Below are 25,167 nucleotides of genomic sequence, written 5' to 3' on the forward strand. Positions count from 1 at the left end.
CTGGGTGAGGCGACTTTTAAATGAAGACATTTATTTTTGACCCCATTGATCCAAGTGCATTACAATATGCAAAAGAAAAACTAAATGTAGTTACTTGGACCGATAAAGAGATTGATAATTATTCGCTCGCAGAAGCAGTAATTGTACGAACTTTTAAAATGACAAAAGAAGTAATCGACCAAATGCCAAATCTTAAAATTATCGCAAAACATGGTGTTGGTGTAGATAATATCGACCTGGATTATGCTAAAAGTAAAGGGATCAGAGTTACAAATACTCCCCAAGCCAACATGCACTCCGTGTCTGAATTAGTTATTGCTCTTGCATTAAATTGTGCAAGAAAAATTAGCTTATCTCAAAGGATAATAGAAAAGGGGATAAGCAAAAATTCTCCTGTTGAACTAGCAGGATTTGAATTGCAAGATAAAACACTCGGCTTAATAGGATTAGGACGAATTGGATCATTAGTTGGCCATAAATTAAATGCTGCTTTTAATATGAATGTATTAGTTTTTGATCCATACACAACCCAATCAAAATGTCATGAAGAAGGCTTTACTAAATATGAGAGCTTAGATGATTTATTAAAAGAAAGCGATATAGTTAGTATTTCGGTTCCATTGACAAAAGATACGGAGAATTTGATTTCTGCACGTGAGCTTTCACTTATGAAAAAAAATGCTATTTTAATTAACACAGCAAGAGGAAAAGTCATTAATGAACAGGACCTCTATCATGCATTACAAAATGGGGAGATTTTTGGTGCTGCATTAGATGTTTTTGCAGAGGAACCGATTTCTAAAGACCACCCATTATTATCATGTGATAATTTCATTGGTACTCCTCACAATGGTGCTAACACTGTAGATGCACTAATTCGTATGGGTACAGGAGCTGTGGATGAAATTGTTAGAGTAATGCGAAATATGAAGGCTCTGTCAGGGATTGCGTGAACGTTAAATTTAAAAAAAATCCTCGAATAATTAAAACAAAAAAAGGCATAGATCAAATGCCTTTTTTGTCTGCTTATGACTTGATTTCTGCATTAAAAGAAACCGTTGATATTCCAATTCATTTGCACAGTCATGATACAAGCGGGAACGGTGTATTTTTATGTATGCAAAGGCCATGAAGCAGGAGTTGATATCGTGGATGTGGCAGTAAGTTCAATGGCAAGATTAACATCACAGCCAAGTGCCAACTCTTTATATTATGCCTTAGAAGGATATGAGTGTAGACCGCAAGTCGATATCGGAGGATTAGAGGAGATTTCTCATTATTGGGAAGATATTCGCAAATATTACTTGGAATTTGAAAGCGGTATGAATGCTCCTCATACGGAAGTATATGTTCACGAAATGCCAGGAGGACAATACAGCAACTTACAGCAACAAGCAAAAGCAGTAGGGCTGGAGGACCATTGGGAAGATGTGAAAAGGGTGTATTCGCATGTGAATCATTTGTTTGGTGACATCGTAAAAGTAACTCCTTCTTCAAAAGTAGTCGGAGATATGGCACTTTATATGGTCCAAAACAATTTGACACGGAAGACGATGTGTATGAGCGCGGTGCGACACTCGATTTTCCAGACTCCGTCGTCGAATTATTTGAGGGCTATCTAGGACAACCTCACGGAGGCTTCCCGAAAGAGCTTCAGCGCATTATATTAAAAGGGAAAGAGTCGATTACGGTTCGCCCAGGGGAATTATTGAAACCTGTGGATTTTTAGGATATCAAAGAAATGCTATACCATTCATTAAATCGTCCTGTGACAAGCCATGATGTGCTTGCTTATGCACTATATCCAAAAGTGTTCATGGACTATCAAAAAACAGTCGAACAATACGGAGATATCTCCATACTTGATACGCCTACATTCTTATACGGAATGCATCTTGGGGAAGAAATTGAAGTAGAGATTGAAAGAGGAAAAACGCTTATCGTAAAACTTGTTTCCATTGGGGAACCGCAAGCAGATGGAACACGTATCCTTTATTTTGAGTTAAACGGTCAATCTCGTGAAGTCGTAATTAAAGATGAAAGTGTTAAAACAACTGTTCAAGCAAAGATCAAAGCAGATATGAGCAACAAAAACCATATTGGAGCATCAATGCCAGGAACAGTGATGAAACTCCTAGTTGAAAAAGGAGAGAAGGTTTCCAAAGGTGATCATCTCATGATTACAGAAGCTATGAAAATGGAAACAACGGTTCAAGCGCCATTTACAGGTGTTATAAAAGACATATATGTCAAAAATGGCGATTCTATTCAAACCCGTGACTTGCTTATTGAATTAACAAAATAATAGAAGAAACTGAGAAGGAAGCATAAAAAATTTTACTTATGTTAGTTTCCTTTATTATGTTATTATCCTAAGAATTACTTAAGCACAATATTATCATTCCAAGTTGAATAAAACGACATAAATAAGATGATTTCATCATATTTATCACAAATAAGAGGTTAAAGGGGTGAAATTATGTTACACAATGTTGGCAGAAGATTCATCTGGTTTCTGATCGGAAGTACAATCTTTGCTACCTTTATTGGATATGCCCTGATTAAGGCTGGTCTCATATCATTTCCTGATACTCCTAAATCCCAAAGAACACTGAATAGTAAAGATTTTAATCGAAATAGAAGAGTGGGTAAAATTCGAGTTACTTAGAGATTTCTAGATCACCACTTTGTAAATTAGTTGATCAAATAGAATTATCCTATGGTTATGACTAGTTCTGTTCATCTATCAAATAATAGACAAAAGGCAACCTAATCGACACATTTGGTTGCCTTTTGTCTATTATTTGAAGTTCTTTTACAAATTTAAATGGTATGTTATTCGACTTTATTGTTTAATTTTAACTAAAGAATTTATTTGATTGTGTTTTAAAATTTCTAGTAATTGTTCCGCCATATAACTTGAACTATATTTAAATCCACCTGTGACCCATTCTATGATTAGCCCTAATATAGCATATGCTTGATAACTGGCATACAATTCTGAGTTAATAGACCTATTAGGGGAACAATCGATTAAGTCATTCAAGGCAAGATCCTTTAATACAGTACAGAGCTTACGTTCAAATCCATTTAATGTATCGGTTTGAAAAATAAGTGAATAGAAATTGGCATATTTACTAACATGATCAAAAATTTTTATCGCCGAAGTTGTCAGGTTATTCACCTCAAACATATCTATGTTTTTATATGGTTCACGGTAGGACTCGATTAAATTAGTGATCACTTCATCAATTATTTCATTCAATATGTCCTCTTTATACTGATAATGTTTATAAAAGGTCCCTCGGTTCAAATCTGCTGATATCACAATATCCGATATGGTTATATCCTTGAAATCTTTCTCTTGCATTAGTGAGACCAAGGCGTCCTTCATGGCCTTCTTTGATTTAATAATTCTTCTGTCAAAATAATTAATAGACATATAACTCCTCCATTGTTCATTAATAATTTTTAATACTCATAGGAACCTATTTATGTTGATTAATAAACATTTACAAGCCTATTTGCTGATTGAATCGATTAATTAACAATTATTATACTATAGATATGGTAGTGAACAAATGTTGAATAGAACTGAATATTATAGATGGATGGAGGAAGTTATATGAGACTTCAAAATAAGATAGCAGTGGTAACTGGAGCAGGTTCTGGAATGGGAAAAGCAATAGCTAATCTATATGCGAAGGAAGGGGCAAAGGTAGTAGTTTCTGATATTAACATAGAAGCAGCAAATTCGACAGTGGAAGACATAAATTCTAATGGTGGACAGGCAATCGCGGTTTTGGCCAATGTTGCCAAAGAAGATGATATCCAAAACCTTATTAATACTGCGGTTGATACTTTTGGAACATTAGACATCTTAGTTAATAACGCAGGAATTATGGATAACTTTGAACCTGCCGGTGATATTAAAGATGACAAATGGGAAAGAGTTTTTGCTATAAATACGACAAGCGTGATGCGCACAACACGGAAAGCGCTATCAATTTTTTTAGAGAAACAAAATGGGGTTATTATTAATATTGCTTCAGCCGGTGGACTTCAAGGAGCTAGAGCAGGTGCTGCTTATACTGCTTCAAAGCACGCCGTCGTTGGTTTTACAAAAAATACTGGATTTATGTACGCAACAAAAGGTATTCGTTGCAACGCCATTGCCCCAGGCGGAGTTGAAACAAACATTGGTTCATCGATGACGGGTATTAACGAATTTGGCATGGGAAGGATTCAAGCAGGATTATCGATCAATCCACGTGTAGGTAAACCAGAAGATATTGCAAATATTGCACTTTTTCTTGCCTCTGATGAATCAAGCTTTGTGAATGGAACCGTTATTACTGGGGATGCAGGTTGGACAGCTTATTAATTTATGCATTGTTAAAGTGATAATACCATCGGAATTTATTTGAAAGTTATGCAAACCACGCTTTTTCTTGCGTGGTTTTTTTGTATATTATTCCAAATCGAAACTATTCCCATGGTACAACCATAAAGCAGGTAACTATCGGAAGGGAAATTCAGACTAATTTAATAACTTATGTTTGAAATGGATAGGAAATATGTCGCATACGGCTATAGTTAACTAATAACATCTCCCTTAAACTAGGGATAGAAGCGCTTTCAAATAATAATAAAAGGAAAGAAGGTTGAACAATGAATTCGAATGCAATTAAAACACCTTTTCCTCGTTTAATTACTGGTATTTCAATTGGAAGCTTTGGTTATAATCTTGCTCTTATTACACCAATAGCTTTCCTGCTCACTGTAAAGCTGGCTATGCTCGATCCAGCAAACGTTACCAAGAACTTCAGTATAATTGGTTTAACAACGGGTATTATTGGTATATTTAGTCAATATTTGGCTGGAGTGATCAGCGATAGAACCACATGGAAATTAGGACGCAGGCGTCCTTGGATTTTAATTGGCTCAATAGGTGGAGCGGCTGCACTTTATGGAGTGGGATCTGCTAAATCTTTTACCGTGGTCTTATTGTTTTGGGCTTTAGCTAAACTCTTGTTAAGTTTTATGAGTACGGCTCTAACCGCATTGATTCCTGACCAAGTTCCGGAAAATAAGCGTGGTACTGCTTCAGGAATATATGGTCTTGTTAGTCCACTTGCGATTATGTTTGGAATTAACTTAATGTTTATTTTAAATAGCTTGGCGATTGAAAAGAAATTTTTATTACTTGGAATGATTTGTGTTGTTTTTGCCATTATTACTAGTTTATTGATAAAGGAAGATAAAGTAGAGTATCAAAAAGAACGTGGAAACAACAATGCATTATCATTCGGAGAAAAAATGTCTCGGATTTATCCAAGTCCTAGAAAGTATCCAAATTTCACCTTTGGAATGTTAACAAGATTTTTCATGGGCATTGCCTATACAGCTTCTTCTTTTACTAGTGTTTATTATCTAGAGCGTTTTCATGTATCGCAACAAGATCTAGCCGGAATTGTTTCGACAAGCATGAATATAACGATTCCAATCTTAGCAATCGCCAGTATCATCGGTGGTAGTCTTTCTGATAAATTTGGCCGTCAAAAACCATTTGTCTTTCTTGCCGCAGTGGTAACGGCAGTTGGGATTTTAGGCTATGGCTTTGCTCCAAGTATCGGCATTTCCTATGTTTGTGGTTCAATCATTTCCCTTGGCTTTGGAATGTTCCTAGCAGTAGATATCGCCCTTATGTCAAGGGTCCTGCCGCATCCTGAAGATGCAGCAAAAGATATGGGAATTGTTAACATTGCCAATGATATTGGCGGATCGCTTGCTAACTCAGCAGCAAGCCCAATTGTTGCAGCAGGTGGTTATCCATTATTTTTTGGTGTGCTGGCGGTATTCGGAATTCTAGCTGGAATCATGGTTAAACCCATTCCGGAATTGGAAAGAAATGATCCAGCTAATATTGAACTGGCTCAATAAGAGGATAAATCCGCGCTGTGACTAGCGGATTTTATCCATATTTGTGGGAGGTTTCAGATGAGTATTACCTTAATGATCATCGCAGCAGTAACGATTCTTTTTGAATTATTCTTAACACCTCTAATTGTTAACAACATGAGAAATCGACGGAATTTAAGGAGGAAATAACTTGGTACAGGTCATCAAATTAACAATCGAAAGTCAAGAAAGTCTGTTTGGAACGGACATCTTACAACCACGGTTCAGCTGGATACTAGAAAGTGAAAATAAAGGAGTTTTCCAGTCTTCCTATCAAATTAATGTGTTTGAAAAAGAATCCTCGGAGATTAAAAGGTTGATTTGGGATTCTAATAAAGTACATTCACAAGTTTCAGTGAACATCCCATACGAAGGTCCCCTATTGAAGAGTAAAGCCATCTACACCTGGCAAGTCCGTGTTTGGTGTTCTAATGGCGAGGAATCGGCTTGGAGCAATGAAGGTCAATGGGAAATGGGGCTTTTACACGAGAGTGAATGGATTGCGAAATGGATTGAGCCACAGCAAGAAAATGTAACCGAAGAACCGGAACTTACCTTAGAGGACATGTTCATTAATAAGAAGAAGGCGGACCAGCCTTCATCGGAACAGAGATTGCATCCGCCTAAATTGGTTCGTAAATCATTCAAGATACAGCAAAAGAAAATAGCGAAGGCCCGCCTTTACATTACAGCTCATGGACTTTATCATGCAAGAATTAATGGTCAAAAAATTACCGATGCAGAATTCACACCTGATTATACATCCTATTCCAACTACTTGCAGTACCAGACTTACGATGTTTTGCCCTTTTTTCGCGAAGGCGAAAATGTATTAGGCGTCATTCTTGCAGATGGCTGGTATGCAGGCAGAATAAGCGTCCCGGGAGGCAGTGCACAATTCGGTAACAGACTAGGACTGCTTGCACAATTAGAAATCACTTATACAGATCAAACAAAACAAATCATTGCAACAGACGATTCCTTTGTATCATCAAATAGTCACTATGTTTACAGTGATATTTTTATTGGCGAAAAACAGAATAAAAATCTTGAAAAGATCGGATGGGACCAGCCTGGATATGATGAGTTATCCGATGAATGGGCACTCGTTACAGTCGTTGATAATAAGTTTAATAACTTACGAGCCCAATATGGTGAATTGGTAAAACCGGTTGAATCTCTATCCCCGATTAATATTTGGCGGGATCAGACCCAGGCTTATATTATCGACTTTGGCCAAGTTATTGCCGGACGAATCCGGCTCCATGTACATGGTCCAGGCGGACAGGAGCTTAAATTTGAACATAGTGAAGTCTTAAATGAAAATGGAGAGTTTTTTAATAATATAGTAGGAAGGAATAAGGAACAAACCGATTATTATGTAACAAGCGGTGAAAATGGAGAAGTTTTCGAACCAACATTCACTTTTCATGGTTTCCGTTATGTTCGTCTCTCAGGCTACCATTCTGTACTTCAACCAGAGGATATAACAGCAATTGTTTTATATTCAGATATGAAGTTCACAGGTCAGTTCACAACATCTGATCCAGAGATTAATCGACTCTGGGAAAATATCCAATGGAGCCAAAAAGGTAACATGTTATCCATTCCGACAGACTGCCCGCAACGAGAAAGAGCGGGCTGGACCGGTGACATCCAGGTATTTGCTCCGACTGCTGCCTTTAATATGGATGTTCAAGCCTTTTTAACAAGATGGCTGTGGAATTTGCAGCTGGAGCAAACAGAAGAAGGAGAAATTCTTAATTACTGCCCCGCACCAACGGATATTTGGAAAGATAAGAAATTTACAGGAACTATTTCTTCAGCAGGCTGGGGGGATGCCATCCTTATTGTTCCATGGGTACTTTATCAGAGGTATGGAGATAGAAGAATCCTGGAACAATGCTTCCCGGAAATGGAAAAATGGCTCGGTTATGTACAAAAAAGTGCGGCGCAAAATAAAGAAAATGTTAAAAATGATTATGAGAGATATTTATGGGATACGAAATTCCACTTTGGCGACTGGATGATTCCGAGTTTTATGCTCGGTGAGAACCCACAAGGTCCAATCGCTTCTGCCATGGCGACGAAGGAGCCGATTGCAACTGCGTACTATGCTTATTCTGCTGGATTATTAGCCCAAATTGCCAAAACTCTTGAAAAACAAGACAAGGCTGATTATTACGATACCCTTCATGGTAAGGTGAAGGAAGCCTTTGAAATGGCCTATGTAAACGAGTCAGTACAGATGACAGCTGATTACCAGGGCGTGTACACAATTGCTCTTGCTTTTAACCTACTTTCAGAAGAGCAAAAGAAAAAAGCGGTGGAAAGATTAGTAGAGTTAATCGAGAAAAATGATTATAAAATCGATACAGGATTTTTATCTGTTCCTTTTATTATGGATGTCTTATGTGAGAACGGCTACGAGGAAATCGCCTATAAGCTTCTCTTCCAAACAAACTGCCCTTCATGGCTATATGAAGTAAAGAATGGTGCAACAACCATTTGGGAATCATGGGAAGCGATTAAACCGGATGGTACAGTTGGTGCTTTTTCATTTAATCACTATGCATTCGGCTGCATAGGGGATTGGCTTGTTCGCCATATTGGCGGATTAACACCAATTGAACCTGGATACAGCAAGTTTAAGGTCGAGCCGCATTATTATGAGCGATTAACATATGCGGAAACGCAATTTGAATCCATTTATGGTGATATTAAGGTGAAATGGGAGATACAAGAAGAAAAGAAACTGATCCTACAGGTCTTGGTACCAGCTAATACAATTGCTGTTATTTCACTAACAAATGTAGAGCCCGGCTGCCTTCAGGAACTAAATGAATATGTGACCGAGATGGAATATTCAAATTATCAATATGATGAAAAGGAAAGAAGAGTTGAATTCACTGCACCTTCCGGAAAAATTAATATTGAATACCAATTAAATGAATTTTGTAAAATAAACGGTTAGAGTTAAAACTTGGAACCATGTATAGTGGAAAGCAAAAGGGACCGCCTTTATCATAGGTGGTCCCTTAACTCTACTATAGATTAATAGGTTATTTATGGCTTAACCGTTGACTAAATTTGCTGCACGAAGCTCTTTCCGTGCAACACCTGTTTCATGCGCGGCTTTGACAACAGCGGAACGAACTTTTTCTACTACTCTTTCATTAAAAACACTTGGAATAATATACGATTCACTCAGTTCTTCGTCGGTCACAACAGAAGCAATGGCTTTAGCGGCAGCGACCTTCATAGCTTCATTAATTTCACTAGCTCGACAATCGAGGGCACCGCGGAAAATTCCTGGGAAACAAAGAACATTATTGATTTGATTTGGATAATCAGATCGGCCAGTAGCTAAGACCCTTACGTAGGGTTCCGCTATTTCAGGATCGATTTCAGGTTCTGGGTTTGCCATGGCGAACACGATTGGATCCTTTGCCATGTTTTTAATATCTTCCACCGTTAAGATTCCAGGTGCTGATACACCGATAAATACGTCAGCTCCTTCAATAACTTCGGATAATGAGCCTTTAAGATTATCCGGATTGGTTATCTCGGCGTAGTGGTTCCAATACTTATTGTCATAATGAACATCACGGTGAATAGCACCATTTCTGTCCACACCAATTATATTGCGAACCCCTGCGGACAGGAGGATTTTTGTGCAGGCAATTCCAGCTGCTCCAATTCCGGTGAAGACGACTTTGATATCTGCAATATTTTTGTTAGTGATTCTTAGCGCATTTAACAGCCCGGCAAGTAGAACAACTGCTGTTCCATGCTGATCATCATGAAAAACGGGGATATCAAGCTCTTTCTTTAATCTTTCTTCTATTTCGAAACACCTTGGTGCTGAAATATCCTCTAAATTGATTCCTCCAAAAGCAGGCGCAATCGTTTTAATGGTACGGATTATTTCTTCCGTATCTTCTGTATCAAGGCAGATTGGAAAGGAGTCAACATTTGCTAATTGTTTAAAAAGCATGGACTTTCCTTCCATTACTGGCATGGCTGCAGCTGGTCCAATATTACCGAGACCAAGGACGGCCGTACCATCTGAAATGACCGCAATGGTATTCCGCTTGATTGTTAATGAGTAGGCTTTCTCTGGTTCCTCTGCTATTGCGGTGCAGACATTAGCGACGCCTGGAGTATAGACCCTTGCCAAATCTTCACGATTTTTAATCCTAGTTTTAAGCGCTGTCTCAATTTTTCCGCCTAGATGCATGAGGAAGGTACGATCGGAGATTTGAATTACCTTGACGCCTTTAAGCTTGGCAATCAATTCTCCAAGAAGCTGGCTATGTTTTAGTCCATGGACATTGACAGTTATGTCGCGAATCGTATGTGTTTTATTCGATGAAATCACATCGACCCCAATGATATCGCCGCCTGCATTACTGATACAGCTAGCAATCTCAGCGAACGAAAAAACTTCAACATCCAATTGTAAGCGCATAATAATGTGTGTACTCGTACCTGTTCCGATTGACAAATTAACCCACTCCCTAAATCCATATGTTTTATATAATCGTTAGTTCTCCCCTTAGTTGTAGGGGAGAGTAACAGTAAATCTCGTTCCTTTACCAGCCTCTGTTGACAGTTCGATTTGGCCGTTTAGCTTTTCTAAGCTGGATTTAACTAGAGATAATCCAATCCCTCGATCATTCCCTTTTGTAGAAAACCCTTTCAAGAATACCTGTTCAACCATATCCTTGTCTATTCCAGGGCCAGTATCGGCTACTTCAATTAAAAGCTCATGATCGTAATAGTCAAAGTGGATGAATACCTTTTTATTCTCTTGTCCTGAAAGAGACTCTAAAGCATTATCAGTTAAATTTCCGATAATCGTGATTAATTCATGAGTGATTCCAGGCAAAAAAGGTTCTGGTAAAATATCTTCAACTGAAAAAATAAGATCTGCGCCCATTTCTCTCGCATAGCTCATTTTTCCAAGAATGAACCCTGCTAGAGCGGGATCCTTTAATTTATTGACAATATAACCGACTTCATTTTGAAGATGATCGGAGATCTGATCAATATAATCGGCAAGTTTTCCATATTGCTGGAGGTGAACTAATCCTAAAACAACGTGAAGCTTGTTCATAAATTCATGGGACTGGGCCCTTAAGGCTTCCGCATAGAGTTTAATCCCAGTTAGTTCCTCTGCTAGCTTATTAATTTCGGTTTTATTTCGAAAAGTAGTAATGGCACCAACCATCTGATTACCAACAAAAATAGGTAATTGGTTTGCAAAAAGAGTAATACCTGATAAATCAATTTCTAGGTTTAGCCTTGGTTTTCCTGTCTCCAAGACATTTTTCAATTGAAGTTGAGGCAGGTATTGATCAACTAAGCGGCCAACCGGATTGTCTTTGATTCCCGCTTCTTCAAATAAACGAAGCGCTTCATTATTAATCAAGGTTATACGGGCCTCTTGGTCAACAGCTAGAATTCCTTCTTTAGTAGATTGAAGCATGGCACTTCGCTCTTCAAGTAATTTTCCTATTTCAAACGGTTCAAGACCAAACATACTTTTCTTTATTTTTTTTGCTAGAATAATAGCGCCTATTACTCCTATTATAACGCCGAAAATAACAGCAAGATAAATGATTTTTTTGCTGTTTTTAACATCCTGTTTGACCTTGTTGAGAGAAATCCCCACTGCAACAGCGCCGATTTGTTTTCCACTGTCTGAGAATACTGGAGTAAAGGCTCTTAAAGAATACCCTAATGTTCCTTTGGCAATGGAGGTCTTCTCATGACCATGGAGAACAGGGCCTTCATCACCACCAACAAATCGTTGACCAATTTTATCTGGGCTAGGATGAGATTTCCGAATCCCATTCATATCCATAACAACAATAAATTCGACGTTCGTGATTTTTACCATTTCGTTTGAATATTTTTGAATAGCAGGCTCATCCTTTTTTTGTTGCAGCGCTTCCAATACAAGGGGAGAATGAGCAATCATTCTTGCAATATTCATTGCTTTTTCTGTTTGATTTTTTTCAGTTGATTGCCCAATTTCATTACTTATAAGTAAATCGGTGACAAATAAAGCTAGAGCCACAACCCCGCAGACTAAAATCGTGATAGTCGTTTGAAGACGGAACCTAGGTCTTTTATTTCGCACAGGAGCACCTCTTTTCTTTTTATTTAAAGGCTATAACCTGTACTTATTCATTGGACGGCCAACGGAACCATATTGAATTTCCATTACAATCTGACCTTTTTTCTCTAGATAATCCAAATAACGGCGAACAGTAACACGAGCTAAGCCAATTCCTGCGGCAACATCTTCAGATGAAAGAGGTTCAGCTTGTCTTTTTAAAAATTGTACTATTTGCTGGAGGGTTCTGTCATTCAACCCTTTTGGCAAATATTCAGACTCGTCTCCTGTGAGTTTAACTCCCATTAATGCATCCAAATCTGCTTGTTCAAAGGGCTTATTTTCCTTGTATTTTTTAAATGTTTGACGATATTGCTCAAGGGCTGTTTGAAAACGGTCAAATCGGAATGGTTTGACAATATAATCCACAACGCCTGCCCGGAAAATCTCCTGGATATGTTGTGGAGCGCGATTGGCTGTTAAGAGTATGACGTCTAAAGGATAATGGTTATTTCTAATGGTTTGTAACAAAGTAAGTCCATTTGTGTCTGGTAAAAAGAAATCTAGTAAAACGAGATTTGGCTTTTCTTTGTTGATGCAGTAAATGGCCTCTTTACCAGTGAAAGCTTTTCCAGCTAACTTAAAGCCAGGAAGCTTGGAAACGAATTGAGCATTAATCTCCATGACCATCGGATCATCCTCGACAATCAAGACTTTGATTGGCTCCATGACTTTTCTCCTTTGATATCTTTTCTCCCATTATAACCTACTTTTTTTCCTATCCTCAAAGAAACAGCCACGATTTTCGTGGCTGAGGACGTTTATCTAGTTTTGTGGGAGGTTAGGCTGTTTGACTAATAGACTGCTTGTCTGTAACATTCTCATCGAATTCGTTTTCCATTTTCGATACAACCACTGTGGCAACCCCGTTGCCAATTAGATTTGTTAAAGCACGAGCAGTTGACATAAAGCGGTCAACCCCTAGAAGAAGGGCAATACCTTCAACAGGCACGCTTGGGAATGCAGCCAGGGTTGCTGCTAAGGTGACAAAACCGGAACCTGTTACACCAGCAGCACCTTTTGAAGTAAGCATTAAAACACCAAGTAGTGTGACTTCCTGACCAAAGCTTAAATGAACCCCAAATGCCTGAGCAATAAATAGAGCAGCCATAGAAAGATAGATTGATGTTCCATCTAAATTAAAAGAGTATCCAGTAGGAACAACTAGGCCAACAACCGACTTGGAGCAGCCGTAATTTTCCAGCTTCTCCACCATTTTAGGAAGAGCGGATTCTGATGATGATGTCCCTAGGACCAAGAAGATTTCATCTTTTATATATTTTATAAATTGAAAAATATTAAATCGGTAGAACTTAGCAATACTGCCTAACACCACAACAATAAACACTACCATCGCTAAAACAGTTAACCCGAACAATTTTCCAAGAGACACGAGGGAACCAATACCGAATTCGCCAATTGTATAGGAAATCGCACCAAAGGCTGCAATTGGTGAATAGTACATAATAAGATTTACAATCCGGAAGAAAGTATCCGACAATTTCTCGAAGAGGTTAAGGACGACCTTTCCATGTTCACCGAGGCCAGATAAAGCAATTCCGAATAAAACAGCTAAAAAGAGAATCGGTAACAGCTGCCCGTTTACCATTGCCCCCAAAAAGTTATCAGGAATGATTCCCATGATAAAATCCATGAAACTATGGCTTCCTTCGGCTGCTTGTTTCGTGAATTGGGTAATGTCCCCTTTTGCACTGTGAGCATTTACACCTGAACCGGGTTTAAAAATAGTAGCAAAGAGTATCCCAATCGCCAAGGAAATGGTGGAAACGATTTCAAAGTATAGTAATGCTTTTCCACCGATTCGGCCGACTTTTTTCATATCTCCCATTCCAGCAATTCCGACGACAATCGTTAAGAAGATGATTGGTGCAATTACCATTTTAATCATTTTGACAAAGATATCTGATAAAACTTTTAAATCAGCACCTGCTTTTGGAAATATGGCACCAAAAATAATACCAAGAACTATTGCGATTAAAACCTGTGTTGTAAGACTTTTAAAACTGATTTTCATTACCCAATCCCCCTTATTTCACTAAAATGTAAACACTTACAAATTAAGTCAAACCAAGATGTTGTAAACTCTATTGAGAGTATATATTTTAGCGAATAGTCTGACAATGTTTTGGTTATATCGTTCTTTTTGGTGATTTTGGTCACAAATTGGTCACAAAATAATTCGTAACAAAAAACCACGAAAGTCTACTAAGGAGTAGGCCGTTCGTGGTTCTTTTTGCGATATTCGGCGGGAGTAGTGCCATGAGTTTTTTTAAATGATTTATAGAAAAACGTAATATTGGTATATCCGACTTTGTTAGCGATTTGGTCAATGGTTAAATCGGTATTCTCAAGCAGGGTACAGGCATTTTTTATTTTTAATTGATGGGATAATTCAATAAATGTTTTGCCTAAATTGGTTTTTAGTAATCTAGTTAGATGATTCGGATGAAAGTGGAACCTCTCAGCCGTTTGTTCTAGGGTCATTGTCTGATAATTTTGTTCCATAAAACTTAGAATCTCCGAGATAATCGCTTTCTTAAAGGTTGGTTCTTCTTTGTCTTTCGAATAGCTATTATAAATCCTTAAAAGCTCTGTAAAAATTAACAGCATATAAGAATTGATCGCCTCATTTGAGCAAAGCTGTGGATGAAAGAATTCTCCCAATGCTTGGATAATGATTTCTTTAAGTCGATTGTTAGATCCTTTAGGAAATATGATATACCGGCTATTTTGCTTTTGTTGGTATATGGCATTCACGAAAAAATCGGTTAATAAATCATTTCCTGACAGCCTTTGAAGCAGTGCTGAATCAAAATAACTAGTTCGAATCATAATGTTAATAATAATATCATTCTCGGAGGCGCTTTCAATTCCGTGCAGAACATTTGTATCAAGTAAACAGAGGTCCCCTTCTTTGAGAATTACCTCTTTGCCATTTATATACTGTGTACAAGTACCTGAGTAAACATAATTCATTTCAATAAAAGAATGTCTATGTTCGGTGAAATTGATAAAACGAGGGTGTTTTAGAAAAACAACATTTTGCTCAGGTTTAAAAAAATATTCTAATGGTACAATGTCGGGTGCTTGAACATCTTTCGAAAAAGTAAGTTCTGAGTCTTCCAAGCGGGAGTACTGTCTAGGGTTTTCAGGTGTGCCTGAATACTTTTTTTCAAAGACATTCATCTCCCTCAATTGTTTCTCGATACTATTTGTATCCATGTTCATCACCCTCCTTTGTTGATTATCAAATTCTTATAAATATAGTTTATCAATTTCTTATTTTTTTATAAAGTAAGGGATGACTGTAAGTACGGAGGTCTAAACCATTTAACACTATAAAATATTGTTTTATAATCTTTAGCTATGCGAAATAAAATGCTATACTATTAAAAGTTTCCAATAATAACATCCTAGAGGGGTTGTTCATTTAAATGTCTAGTACCATAAAAGCTTTTATTAGTCTCTTTTTGGTGTCTGTATTGTGGGGTTGTAATTATCCAGTCAGTTCCTATTTGCTGCAAGGATTCTCACCTGTTTTCTTATCAACTGTTCGAATTTGCTCTACTTCACTTTTCTTGATTATCTGTGCCTTGATACATAAGGGGATGAAACGTCCAACCATTTCAGAGTGGAAATTCCTCATTGGTGTCGGGATCTTTGGAACTTTGTTAAATCAAACTTTCTACTTTACGGGTCTCCACCATACAACACCAGCTAACGCCTCTTTAATTATAGCCTTGGCACCCATAGCAACTATTTTGTTGGAACGGATTATTTTTAAGGTCAAATTTACAATAAAAAAATCTGCAGGAGCCCTTATTAGTTTAATCGGTGTTTTTTCCATTATTGGCATTGCAAATGGCGCTTTAGGAATCTCGTGGGGAGATTTTAACATACTAATCGCCATGCTTTGCCTCTCGATTAGTATCCTATTTATCCGAGGTTTAGCGAAAACTATGGACACCTTTATTATTACTGTTTATTCGACTGTACTAGGAAGTGTATTGATGATTCCAGCAGCTGGAGTTGAGAATTTGGTGAGCGGTTCTGTTATCAGTCATTCTCTCTTTATGTGGATATTGTTAGCTTGTGCTGGGATTATCGCTCAAGGAGTAGCCGGTTTTTGGTGGAATAAAGGGGTAGCGAAAGTTGGTGCAGGTACAGCGTCGATGTTCATGAATATCCAGCCATTTGTCGCCATTCTTGCTTCCCATTTTATTTTAGGCAATCATATCTCGCTTAATCAAATCTTTGGCGGTATCTTGGTATTACTCGGCGTATTTATAGCGAATATGCCATCGGTTAAAACGGTCGTTTCTGCAGGGTCAAATAAAGCGGCAATGTAAAGAGTCCTCCTACTTTAGGGAAGACTTTTTTTATTAGTCTTAAGGATAGGGAGAATTACGAAATGATAAACAATGTAACAGAGGATATAGCAAAAGGGAAGATCCTTACAAAGCGGCTCGTCTTACTGATGTCAATCACATGCGGTCTTGCTGTTGCAAACCTTTACTATAATCAACCGCTTTTAGCTGACATGGGACGGACATTCCATGCCAGTTCACATCAAGTTGGCAATATTTCAATGTTTACTCAAATTGGGTATGCAATAGGGATGTTTTTGTTTGTGCCTTTGGGAGATATGAGAGAACGCCGTCGGCTTATAACCATTTTACTGGCTGCTGTAACCATTTCTCTCGTTGGTGTCGCTGCAGCACAAACTCTCCTTTGGATATATGTGGCTAGTCTGGCTGTTGGAATCACTACAGTTGTTCCTCAGGTAATTATTCCACTCGCAGCTCAAATGGCGGAGCCGGAGGAAAGAGGAAAAGTAATTGGTAGTGTGATGAGCGGGTTACTTTTTGGTATTCTTCTCGCACGAACAGTAGCCGGTTTTATTGGAGGAAGCTTTGGCTGGCGCATGATGTATTGGGTTGCTGCGGTATTAATGTTAGCATTAGCGCTCATTCTAAAACATTTCTTGCCTAAAAGTTATCCCGAAGCAAACTTGACCTATCGCCAAGTTCTAAAATCCATCGGTGAATTAATTGTAACTCAGCCAACCTTAAGAGAAGCGTCCTTAGTTGGAGCCTTGTTATTTGGAAGTTTTAGTGTATTCTGGACTTCGCTTGCCTTTTATTTAGAGGGAGCACCGTTTAACTTTGGAAGTGAAGTGACTGGTTTATTTGGGTTGGTTGGTGTTGTCGGTGCTGGAGCAGCGCCCCTTGTAGGACGTTTAGCGGATCGGTTTAGCCCTAAGTCATTGGTTGGTATGTTCATTATCATTACATTGTTATCCTACCTTTTCTTTGGATTTTTAGGTTCTGCTGTCTGGGGAATAATTGTTGGCGTTATTCTATTGGATTTAGGTGTGCAGGGAGCACAAATCTCCAACCAAACAAGAATCTATAGTTTAGTTCCAGAGGCTAGAAGCCGTTTAAATACCGTATTTATGGTTACCTATTTCCTTGGCGGTTCGCTAGGTTCCTCACTTGGCAGTTATGCTTGGAACCTTTGGCAGTGGCAGGGCGTGTGCTTAACAGGAGGAATGATGATTGTATTAGGGTTCTTTGTTTGGGGAATCCACCAGCTAAAATATAAAAGTTAATCATTTAACATCACAGACTGATTCTGTGGTGTTTTTTTATGGCTCTGTTGTAACTGATTGTTGATTTATTTCACTGTGTTTGAAAAATAAACGGAAAAATTCCGTTTAAATTGGCAAATACCCATATTTACTTAAAAAAGAGGAAGTTTTTCCGTTTATATTATCCAAATCTTTGGATTTTGTCTTATTAGAGCAGTTAATCGGAATATCTCCGCTTATATCTGGTTCTTAAGCTTCAAGCATATACTTTAGCCGGAAATTCTCCGCTTATGAATTCTCAAATCTACACGAAAATAACAATGAATAATAACAGAGCCTTTTTTATAAAAAAAAAATGAGAGGTCAAATGCAAATAAGGACAATAAATTGGTCGAATTAAGTTATAGGAAAAACGTCATTTTCTAGTATTATTTAGGTATATCAGTAAGCGTTTCCAACCGAGAGGTGATGTTAATGACAAAATACAGTATTGCTGTTGATATTGGTGCTTCTAGCGGCCGACTAATTTTAGGATGGCTAGAAAATGGGTTATTAAAATTAGATGAATTTCATCGTTTTGAAAACAAGATTGTTAAAAAAGGTGACTCCTATTGCTGGGAAGCCGATCAGCTTTTTCAAGAAATCAAACATGGATTAAAAAAGTGCAATGAACTCGGCATTAAGCCGAATAGTATCGGAATCGATACATGGGCCGTTGACTTTGTCTTACTAGATGAAAACGATCAACCATTAACAGAGGCTGTTTCCTATCGTGACCCTCGAACAGACGGAATGATGGAGCAGGTTTTTGAAAAGATCATGAAGGAGCGTCTGTATCTAGAAACAGGCATCCAGTTCCAAAAATTTAATACGATTTATCAATTATACTCGATTAAAAAACAGTCACCGGAAATTTTAGAACAAGCAAAATCATTCTTAATGATTCCCGATTACTTTAATTATTTACTTACAGGAAAAAAAGCAAACGAATACACGAACGCGACATCTACTCAGCTAGTCAATGCTTTTACAAAAAAATGGGATCATGACTTATTAGATTTGTTAGGAATCAATCAAGAAATGTTCCATGAAATTAAGACACCTAAGACTATTCTTGGCACATTAACAGAAGAACTAGTTTCAGAGTTAGGCTTTGACCTTCAAGTCATTCTGCCGGCCACACATGATACAGGTTCAGCCGTTATTGCCGTACCAGAAGAAAATGAAACCATTTATATCAGTTCCGGTACATGGTCATTGATTGGAGTGGAAAACTACTTCCCAATCTGCGTTACCAAAGCATTGGATTACAATTTTACAAATGAAGGCGGTATCGATTATCAATACCGTTTCTTAAAAAATATTATGGGTCTTTGGATGATCCAAGAGGTAAGACGTAACTACAATAATGACTATTCTTTTGCTGAACTCGTTGATTTAGCTAGAGAAGCAAAGGACTTTAAGGCTGTAGTGAATGTAAATGATGACCGGTTCCTAAAACCAGAAAACATGATTCAAGAAATCATGAATTATTGTGTGGAAACAGGCCAGCCGGTTCCTGCTACTCCTGGGGAAGTAGCAAAATGCGTATATGATAGTTTAGCAGTCAGCTATCAGGATGCCGTAAATGAAATTGAAGAAATTTTTGAAAAGAGATTCGAAAAAATCAATGTCATCGGCGGCGGCTGTCAAAATGAAATGCTGAATCAACTTGTCGCGGATGTAACAAAGAAAGAAGTATATGCAGGACCTGTTGAAGCAACGGCCATAGGCAATATCGTGGCCCAGTTAATGGCTCTAGATGAGATCCAGGATATTAACGAAGCTCGTACGATTGTTAAAAATTCATTTGAAGTGAAAAAATATTTGCCCACTGCACCGATTACAAATTAACAGATAGAGAGGAAGAATGACATGTCTATTCAAGAAAACTATGAACTTGCGAAAAAGGCTTATGAAAAATGGGGAATTAATGTTGACGAAGTCATTGAAACTTTAAAAAATGTACCGATTTCGATTCATTGCTGGCAGGGCGATGATGTTGGCGGATTCGAAGTAAACCAGAAAGAATTATCAGGTGGAATTTCCGTTACTGGAAATTATCCAGGAAAAGCATCCACACCTGAGGAATTAAGAGCTGACTTAGAAAAAGCACTTTCCTTAATTCCTGGGAAACATCGTGTCAACCTACATGCCATTTATGCTGAAACAAATGGAGAAGTAGTTGAAAGAGATCAATTAGAACCAAAGCATTTCGAAAACTGGGTGAATTGGGCAAAGGAAAATGGTTTAGGATTAGACTACAACCCAACACTGTTTTCACATCCGAAAGCAGATGATGGTTTGACTCTTTCTCATCCAAACGAAGAAATTCGTGAATTCTGGATTAATCACTGTATCGGCAGCCGGAAAATTGGGGAGTACTTCGGTAAAGAACTTGGTACACCAGCCTTAACTAACATTTGGATTCCAGATGGCTACAAGGATATTCCAAGTGACCGCCTAACTCCTAGAAAAAGATTAAAAGAATCATTAGATAAGATTTTTGCTGTTGAGGTAGATGAGAAGTACAATCTTGATGCGGTGGAAAGTAAAGTTTTTGGTCTTGGCTCAGAATCTTATGTCGTTGGTTCTCATGAATTTTATCTCAACTATGCGATGAAAAATGATAAATTATGCTTACTAGATACGGGACACTATCATCCAACCGAGACCGTATCCAATAAAATTTCATCCATGTTACTATTTAGCGAAAAGCTTGCCCTTCACGTTTCCAGACCTGTACGTTGGGACAGTGACCACGTTGTTATCCTTGATGATGAATTAAAAGAAATCGCCTTAGAAATTGTCCGTAATGATGCGTTAGATCGTGTGATCATCGGCCTTGACTTCTTTGATGCCAGCATCAACCGTGTGGCTGCATGGACAATTGGAACACGCAACATGATCAAGGCATTACTATCTGCTATGTTGGTACCAAACGAGTATTTGAAACAGCTTCAAGAAGAAGGAAACTTCACCGAACGATTAGCGTTAATGGAAGAATTCAAAACGTATCCATTTGGGGCAGTTTGGGATTACTACTGCGAAAAAATGGGTGTACCAGTAAAAGAATCTTGGTTAGAAGAAGTAAAAGCTTACGAACAAGAAGTCTTATTAAAAAGATAAGTAATATTTTAGAGAAGACTCAAATTAGGAGTTTATAGACTCCCTTTTGGGTCTTCTTTTTTAGGAAAAAGAAGGGATTCTACAAAAAATTAAAGAATTCAACGAAATAAAGGAAGAATTCAACGAAGTTTTAGGTTATTCTACAAATTAAAGATAGAATTCTACAAACTAGCGAAAGAATTCTACATTAATTGTAAATAGGTTTCCAGTCCGTTCAATTTGATAGGAGGGTTCATATGAATAGTATTGATTTGCATTCTTTCCTACAAGCTAATAACACCAGGGAGGCACCGGATTGGAATGTTATAAAAAACACCTATAATCCAGAACCGGTAAGTCTTGTAAATGGTGAGACAGTATACAATTTCAATATGATCTTTGATCCCACAACGAATCCAATTGAAGATAACATTTTCATATCTCAGGCTCCGGTCGGTGCGTTTGTCCCAATGCATATTCATCAGTATATTGAACTTATCTACGTCTATCAGGGGAAATGTACGGTTATCATGGAAGATCATGAAATCAATATAACTGAGGGCGGAACCATCATGATTGATAAAAACACCCCTCACACAATAAAAGAGATATCAAAATCTGATATCGTTATTGAAATGAAACTTAAGCATGACTACTTGTCAACTGGATTTCTTAGTAGATTCACGAATAAGAGTATTATCTCACAATTTTTAATTGACTCCCTGATCGATAGCCGAAGAGCTAATAACTATCTATACTTCCCTTTTGAAGAGCATTCAAAAGTTGTTATAATCATGGAACAAATTATGTGCGAGCATTTTGATAAGGACGTTTTTACTTCGGAAATGATCGATGCGTATCTTTTCATTTTGTTTACAGAACTTATCCGCCATAGTAACAGTACCAACCATGCACAGAAGGATGAAATCAAGCAGAAGGATGCCATTGTCCTCGAGTTTCTAAAGTATATTGATGACCAATTTAAGGATTGCAGCTTAACGGAAATGGCGGATCATTATAAATATCATCCAAACTATATTTCTGCTGTTCTTAAAAAGGCAACCGGAAAATCATTCAAGGATCTCCTGCAAATTCAAAGATTGAACAAAGCTGCTCTATATTTAACGAATTCAGACCTGCCAATCCCTGATATTGCAGAAGAAGTCGGGTACTCGAGTGTCTCTTTTTTCTATAAGAAATTTAACGAAGTCTACATGCAGACACCCAAAGAATATCGAGAAGAAAAGTCGAACCCATTAATACGGACATAAAACCGCCTCTAACCGGCGGTTTTATTATTTTACAAAAAATCTAAATCTTTGATTCGAGCAAGAAACCTCTTTGTTTTTAACATTAAATATAATGAAAACGCTTGCTACAATATAGGTAATCAGCAGGATAAATGATTACAAGGAGTGTTTAAAATGGAATTACATTTTCCATCCAATTTTCTTTGGGGATCAACAACAGCCGCTTATCAAGTGGAAGGGAATAATTATAACAGTGATTTCTGGGCAGAAGAGCATGCAGAGGGCTCACCGTATAAAGATAAATCTGGTGATACCATTGATCATTACAGGCTTTATCGGCAGGATATTGCTCTTATGGCCAGTTTAGGTTTGAACACCTACAGGTTCTCGATCGAATGGTCCAGAGTTGAACCGGAACCAGGACAATATTCACGTTCAGCGATTGAACATTACCGGGATGTACTTGAAACATGTTATGAACACGGAATCACACCAGTAGTGGCCATGCATCACTTTTCTTCACCTAAGTGGCTTATGAGACTGGGAGGATGGGCCAGCCCGGAGGTTCCTGAACGGTTTGCTAAATACTGTGAAGTGGTCTTTCGTGAATTAGGGCATTTAATCCCGTACGCATTGACCATGAATGAAATCAACCTTCCAGTTATGTTACGTGAGATTTTCTCGAAAATTGGCTTTATTCCGCCAGTTGGGATTGATAGAGATGCTTGGGTAGCTCCGAAATGGAGAGAGTCTGCTGCTAAATTGTGCGGAACTACCATCGAAAGCTATTTTACGTTCCATATGATTTCGGATGTGACTTCTATCAATATATTAAAAGAAACTCATCGGAAGGCACGTGAATCAATTAAGAGGATATCGCCAAATACGAAAGTTGGATTATCGATGGCTTTATCAGATATCCAGTCTATTTCTGGGGGAGAAGAGCTGGCTGAGCAAAAATGGCACAGTTATTTTAGACAATATTTGCCGATTATAGAAGGCGACGACTTTTTTGGACTTCAAAATTACACAAGAGAGGTATACGGACCTGAAGGACAAGTGAAACCTGCGGAAGAGGCAGAGCAAACACAAATGGGATATGAATTTTATCCAGAGGCACTTAGTAATGTCATTCGAAAGGTCTCAAAAGATCTATCGATTCCAATTATGATTACAGAACATGGTATTGCAACAGATGATGACACGCGCAGGGTAGAATTCATCGGCAAAGCTTTAAAAGGTGTTCAGGCCTGTCTTAACGAAGGAATTGACGTTAGAGGCTACCTTCACTGGACTACTTTTGATAATTTCGAATGGCAATCTGGCTATTCTATGAGATTTGGTCTTATAGAAGTGGATCGATCCACACAAGAACGAAAAGTAAAGGAAAGTGCGCGTTATTTAGGAAGTATTGCACAATGGAACAAACTAGTATTAAAATAACTATTTTTGCTCCCGAGTCCGGCTGGGGGCGAAAAACAGTATATCTTTGATTCACGCAATATACTACTTTGATTTAACTATTATAATCTATGAAAACACTTTCTGGAATTACAAAAAATAAGGCAACTATAAAGGAGAGGTAGACCTTAATTAGGATTAATTGTTATAACCCAAAGTGTTTAACCATTTAATAAAGTGTTTTATATTATAGGGGGGTTAATAATATGGAGAATAGTATATTGAAAAAGACGCCTTTTGTAAGATTAGTAATCGCGGCAATGCTTGGTGTTGGTACATCGATCGCACCATTGGTATTATTAAGCTTTGGACTTTCTACCTTTATTGTTATCAGAATTGTCGGACAAGAACATGCGACTGCTGCCTTTGCTACTGCCACTGGGATTTCCGGTATTGCAGTTGTAATCTTTGGGCTTTTTAGCGGAGTGATTGCAGATAAAACCCGATTAAAGATGGGCAGAAGAAGATTTTGGATGATCGCAGGCAGTGTTGGGGGAGCACTCTCTATGTTAGCCCTTACCTATGCTGCATCTATTCCGATGTTTATCATTTCTATTTGTCTAGTGAATTTCTTTTATGGTATGGTTTCACTTTCCTGCTATGCGATTGTTCCTGAACAAGTAGAACCAGAAAAGTTTGGCCGAATTTCCGGATTAATCGGTGCTGCCGCACCAGCGTTCGTTATGACAGGACAAATGGTGATGGGAGCACTCGCTAAATCAACGTTAGAAGAAAAGATGATTACGATTATCATTGTTCAGCTGATTGGTGGTATACTAGCTGCCCTTTTAATTAAAGATAATTATTTTGCCGGGGCAGCAAAAAGTGAGAAAAAATCAGTTGGGATTCGTGGCTTTTATCCAAGCTTTAAAAAGCATCCTGCCTATACTTGGGCGCTGTTAACAAAGTTATTTATTAACTTCTCAAATGCTGGAATGGGGATGTTAACCTTATTCTATATTGCAAGATTTCATTTAAGTGAAACAAAGATTTTTCAATTAATGGCTCTTACAGCTCCTGCGATCATGGTGATGGTTGTCGCTGGAATCTTAGGGGGCTTCCTATCAGATAAAGTGAAAAAACAAAAGCCGTTTGTTATGGGTGCAGCCCTTGTTACAGGAATCTGTTTAATCGCCTTTGCCTTCTCATCAAATATTACATGGGTTGTAGTTGGTAACTTTATCTTCAATTTTGGTTTTGGAATGTACGGTGCAGTGGACAATGCCCTTGTAAACCGAATTCTTCCATCCAAAGAGAATGCAGCAAAAGATATTTCGATTATGAATACAACAACTAGTTTGTCATCTACATTAGTAAATTTTGCAGCACCGGTCTTAATTGGATTAGGAGTCAAGTTATTTGGCGGAGATGGTTATACACTGTTCTTCTTGGTTCTGGCTGTTTTCTCAATCCTATCGGCAGTTGTGGTCCTTCCAATTCCTGAAATGAAATCAAATAAGGAAAGCAATCATAATTCTTCAAATGAACTGGTTTTATAAATAAAAAATGAAAAGGGGTGAATGTACATGGCATACATTCATCCCTGTTTAGTT

General features: G+C 37.9%; 18 protein-coding genes and 1 pseudogene. 13 read left to right on the plus strand and 6 right to left on the minus strand.

Annotated elements, in window-relative coordinates; all coding sequences use genetic code 11:
* Positions 1 to 20: 20 nt before the first annotated feature.
* From L1999_RS06960 to L1999_RS06970, 3 genes and pseudogenes are all read left to right on the plus strand, one after another.
* Positions 21 to 953 carry a hydroxyacid dehydrogenase gene (locus tag L1999_RS06960; RefSeq protein ID WP_235742879.1) on the plus strand — a complete coding sequence of 311 codons (933 nt, stop codon included), beginning with the start codon at positions 21 to 23 and terminating at the stop codon, positions 951 to 953.
* Between the two features lie 68 nt (positions 954 to 1,021).
* A pseudogene (locus tag L1999_RS06965) lies at positions 1,022 to 2,305 on the plus strand (biotin/lipoyl-containing protein); the annotation flags it as partial.
* Between the two features lie 174 nt (positions 2,306 to 2,479).
* A complete protein-coding gene (locus L1999_RS06970; protein WP_235742880.1) occupies positions 2,480 to 2,668 on the plus strand; it encodes a hypothetical protein in 189 nt (62 codons plus the stop codon).
* 177 nt (positions 2,669 to 2,845) lie between these two features.
* Here L1999_RS06970 and L1999_RS06975 read toward each other — a convergent pair whose 3' ends face one another.
* Complete coding sequence (locus tag L1999_RS06975) at positions 2,846 to 3,442, minus strand: TetR/AcrR family transcriptional regulator (protein ID WP_235742881.1); 597 nt, start codon at positions 3,440 to 3,442, stop codon at positions 2,846 to 2,848.
* 183 nt (positions 3,443 to 3,625) lie between these two features.
* On the opposite strand from L1999_RS06975, the gene L1999_RS06980 reads away from it, so the two are divergent.
* From L1999_RS06980 to L1999_RS06990, 3 genes are all read left to right on the plus strand, one after another.
* Positions 3,626 to 4,384 carry an SDR family oxidoreductase gene (locus L1999_RS06980; protein ID WP_235742882.1) on the plus strand — a complete coding sequence of 253 codons (759 nt, stop codon included), beginning with the start codon at positions 3,626 to 3,628 and terminating at the stop codon, positions 4,382 to 4,384.
* Positions 4,385 to 4,671: 287 nt separating this feature from the next.
* On the plus strand, positions 4,672 to 5,943 hold the full coding sequence (locus tag L1999_RS06985; RefSeq protein WP_235742883.1) for an MFS transporter: 1,272 nt from the start codon (positions 4,672 to 4,674) through the stop codon (positions 5,941 to 5,943).
* Between the two features lie 169 nt (positions 5,944 to 6,112).
* Entirely contained in the window at positions 6,113 to 8,935 is a 2,823-nt protein-coding gene (locus L1999_RS06990) for an alpha-L-rhamnosidase (protein WP_235742884.1), read from the plus strand.
* A 99-nt stretch (positions 8,936 to 9,034) separates the two neighbouring features.
* On the opposite strand, the gene L1999_RS06995 is transcribed toward L1999_RS06990, so the two are convergent.
* The 5 genes from L1999_RS06995 to L1999_RS07015 form a co-directional block, all read right to left on the minus strand.
* Entirely contained in the window at positions 9,035 to 10,432 is a 1,398-nt protein-coding gene (locus L1999_RS06995; protein WP_430540024.1) for an NAD-dependent malic enzyme, read from the minus strand.
* A gap of 87 nt (positions 10,433 to 10,519) precedes the next feature.
* Positions 10,520 to 12,109, minus strand: a complete 1,590-nt coding sequence (dcuS, locus tag L1999_RS07000; RefSeq protein ID WP_235742886.1) for a DcuS/MalK family sensor histidine kinase — start codon at positions 12,107 to 12,109, stop codon at positions 10,520 to 10,522.
* Between the two features lie 30 nt (positions 12,110 to 12,139).
* The gene (locus L1999_RS07005; protein WP_235742887.1) at positions 12,140 to 12,814 is read right to left on the minus strand and encodes a response regulator; all 675 of its coding nucleotides are present in this window, start codon (positions 12,812 to 12,814) and stop codon (positions 12,140 to 12,142) included.
* 112 nt (positions 12,815 to 12,926) lie between these two features.
* The gene (gene dctA / locus L1999_RS07010) at positions 12,927 to 14,180 is read right to left on the minus strand and encodes a C4-dicarboxylate transporter DctA (RefSeq protein WP_235742888.1); all 1,254 of its coding nucleotides are present in this window, start codon (positions 14,178 to 14,180) and stop codon (positions 12,927 to 12,929) included.
* A gap of 191 nt (positions 14,181 to 14,371) precedes the next feature.
* Positions 14,372 to 15,388 (minus strand): AraC family transcriptional regulator, encoded by a 1,017-nt coding sequence (locus L1999_RS07015; protein WP_235742889.1) that lies wholly within the window; start codon positions 15,386 to 15,388, stop codon positions 14,372 to 14,374.
* Between the two features lie 212 nt (positions 15,389 to 15,600).
* Between L1999_RS07015 and L1999_RS07020 the strand changes: the two genes are divergently transcribed.
* The 7 genes from L1999_RS07020 (at position 15,601) to L1999_RS07050 (ending at position 25,113) form a co-directional block, all read left to right on the plus strand.
* The gene (locus L1999_RS07020) at positions 15,601 to 16,515 is read left to right on the plus strand and encodes a DMT family transporter (RefSeq protein ID WP_235742890.1); all 915 of its coding nucleotides are present in this window, start codon (positions 15,601 to 15,603) and stop codon (positions 16,513 to 16,515) included.
* Positions 16,516 to 16,577: 62 nt separating this feature from the next.
* Entirely contained in the window at positions 16,578 to 17,777 is a 1,200-nt protein-coding gene (locus L1999_RS07025) for an MFS transporter (protein ID WP_235742891.1), read from the plus strand.
* Between the two features lie 453 nt (positions 17,778 to 18,230).
* Positions 18,231 to 19,649 (plus strand): rhamnulokinase, encoded by a 1,419-nt coding sequence (gene rhaB / locus L1999_RS07030; protein WP_235742892.1) that lies wholly within the window; start codon positions 18,231 to 18,233, stop codon positions 19,647 to 19,649.
* 21 nt (positions 19,650 to 19,670) lie between these two features.
* A complete protein-coding gene (gene rhaA, locus L1999_RS07035) occupies positions 19,671 to 20,924 on the plus strand; it encodes an L-rhamnose isomerase (protein WP_235742893.1) in 1,254 nt (417 codons plus the stop codon).
* A gap of 236 nt (positions 20,925 to 21,160) precedes the next feature.
* Entirely contained in the window at positions 21,161 to 22,174 is a 1,014-nt protein-coding gene (locus L1999_RS07040) for an AraC family transcriptional regulator (protein ID WP_235742894.1), read from the plus strand.
* A gap of 153 nt (positions 22,175 to 22,327) precedes the next feature.
* On the plus strand, positions 22,328 to 23,596 hold the full coding sequence (locus L1999_RS07045) for a glycoside hydrolase family 1 protein (RefSeq protein ID WP_235742895.1): 1,269 nt from the start codon (positions 22,328 to 22,330) through the stop codon (positions 23,594 to 23,596).
* A 224-nt stretch (positions 23,597 to 23,820) separates the two neighbouring features.
* Positions 23,821 to 25,113, plus strand: a complete 1,293-nt coding sequence (locus tag L1999_RS07050; protein WP_235742896.1) for an MFS transporter — start codon at positions 23,821 to 23,823, stop codon at positions 25,111 to 25,113.
* The last annotated feature ends 54 nt before the right edge of the window (positions 25,114 to 25,167 follow it).

It is taken from the genome of Neobacillus drentensis, assembly GCF_021560175.1.
Classification (GTDB): domain Bacteria; phylum Bacillota; class Bacilli; order Bacillales; family Cytobacillaceae; genus Neobacillus; species Neobacillus drentensis_A.

Excerpts from the sequence above, each read along its gene's own strand:
- rhaB (WP_235742892.1), top strand. The coding sequence starts at position 18,231 with ATGACAAAATACAGTATTGCTGTTGATATTGGTGCTTCTAGCGGCCGA.
- L1999_RS06960 (WP_235742879.1), top strand. The coding sequence starts at position 21 with ATGAAGACATTTATTTTTGACCCCATTGATCCAAGTGCATTACAATAT.
- L1999_RS07050 (WP_235742896.1), top strand. The coding sequence starts at position 23,821 with ATGGAGAATAGTATATTGAAAAAGACGCCTTTTGTAAGATTAGTAATC.
- L1999_RS06975 (WP_235742881.1), bottom strand. The coding sequence starts at position 3,442 with ATGTCTATTAATTATTTTGACAGAAGAATTATTAAATCAAAGAAGGCC.
- L1999_RS07020 (WP_235742890.1), top strand. The coding sequence starts at position 15,601 with ATGTCTAGTACCATAAAAGCTTTTATTAGTCTCTTTTTGGTGTCTGTA.
- L1999_RS07015 (WP_235742889.1), bottom strand. The coding sequence starts at position 15,388 with ATGGATACAAATAGTATCGAGAAACAATTGAGGGAGATGAATGTCTTT.
- L1999_RS07040 (WP_235742894.1), top strand. The coding sequence starts at position 21,161 with ATGAATAGTATTGATTTGCATTCTTTCCTACAAGCTAATAACACCAGG.
- L1999_RS07045 (WP_235742895.1), top strand. The coding sequence starts at position 22,328 with ATGGAATTACATTTTCCATCCAATTTTCTTTGGGGATCAACAACAGCC.
- L1999_RS06985 (WP_235742883.1), top strand. The coding sequence starts at position 4,672 with ATGAATTCGAATGCAATTAAAACACCTTTTCCTCGTTTAATTACTGGT.
- L1999_RS07025 (WP_235742891.1), top strand. The coding sequence starts at position 16,578 with ATGATAAACAATGTAACAGAGGATATAGCAAAAGGGAAGATCCTTACA.
- L1999_RS06970 (WP_235742880.1), top strand. The coding sequence starts at position 2,480 with ATGTTACACAATGTTGGCAGAAGATTCATCTGGTTTCTGATCGGAAGT.
- dctA (WP_235742888.1), bottom strand. The coding sequence starts at position 14,180 with ATGAAAATCAGTTTTAAAAGTCTTACAACACAGGTTTTAATCGCAATA.
- rhaA (WP_235742893.1), top strand. The coding sequence starts at position 19,671 with ATGTCTATTCAAGAAAACTATGAACTTGCGAAAAAGGCTTATGAAAAA.
- L1999_RS06980 (WP_235742882.1), top strand. The coding sequence starts at position 3,626 with ATGAGACTTCAAAATAAGATAGCAGTGGTAACTGGAGCAGGTTCTGGA.
- L1999_RS07005 (WP_235742887.1), bottom strand. The coding sequence starts at position 12,814 with ATGGAGCCAATCAAAGTCTTGATTGTCGAGGATGATCCGATGGTCATG.
- L1999_RS06995 (WP_430540024.1), bottom strand. The coding sequence starts at position 10,432 with ATGCGCTTACAATTGGATGTTGAAGTTTTTTCGTTCGCTGAGATTGCT.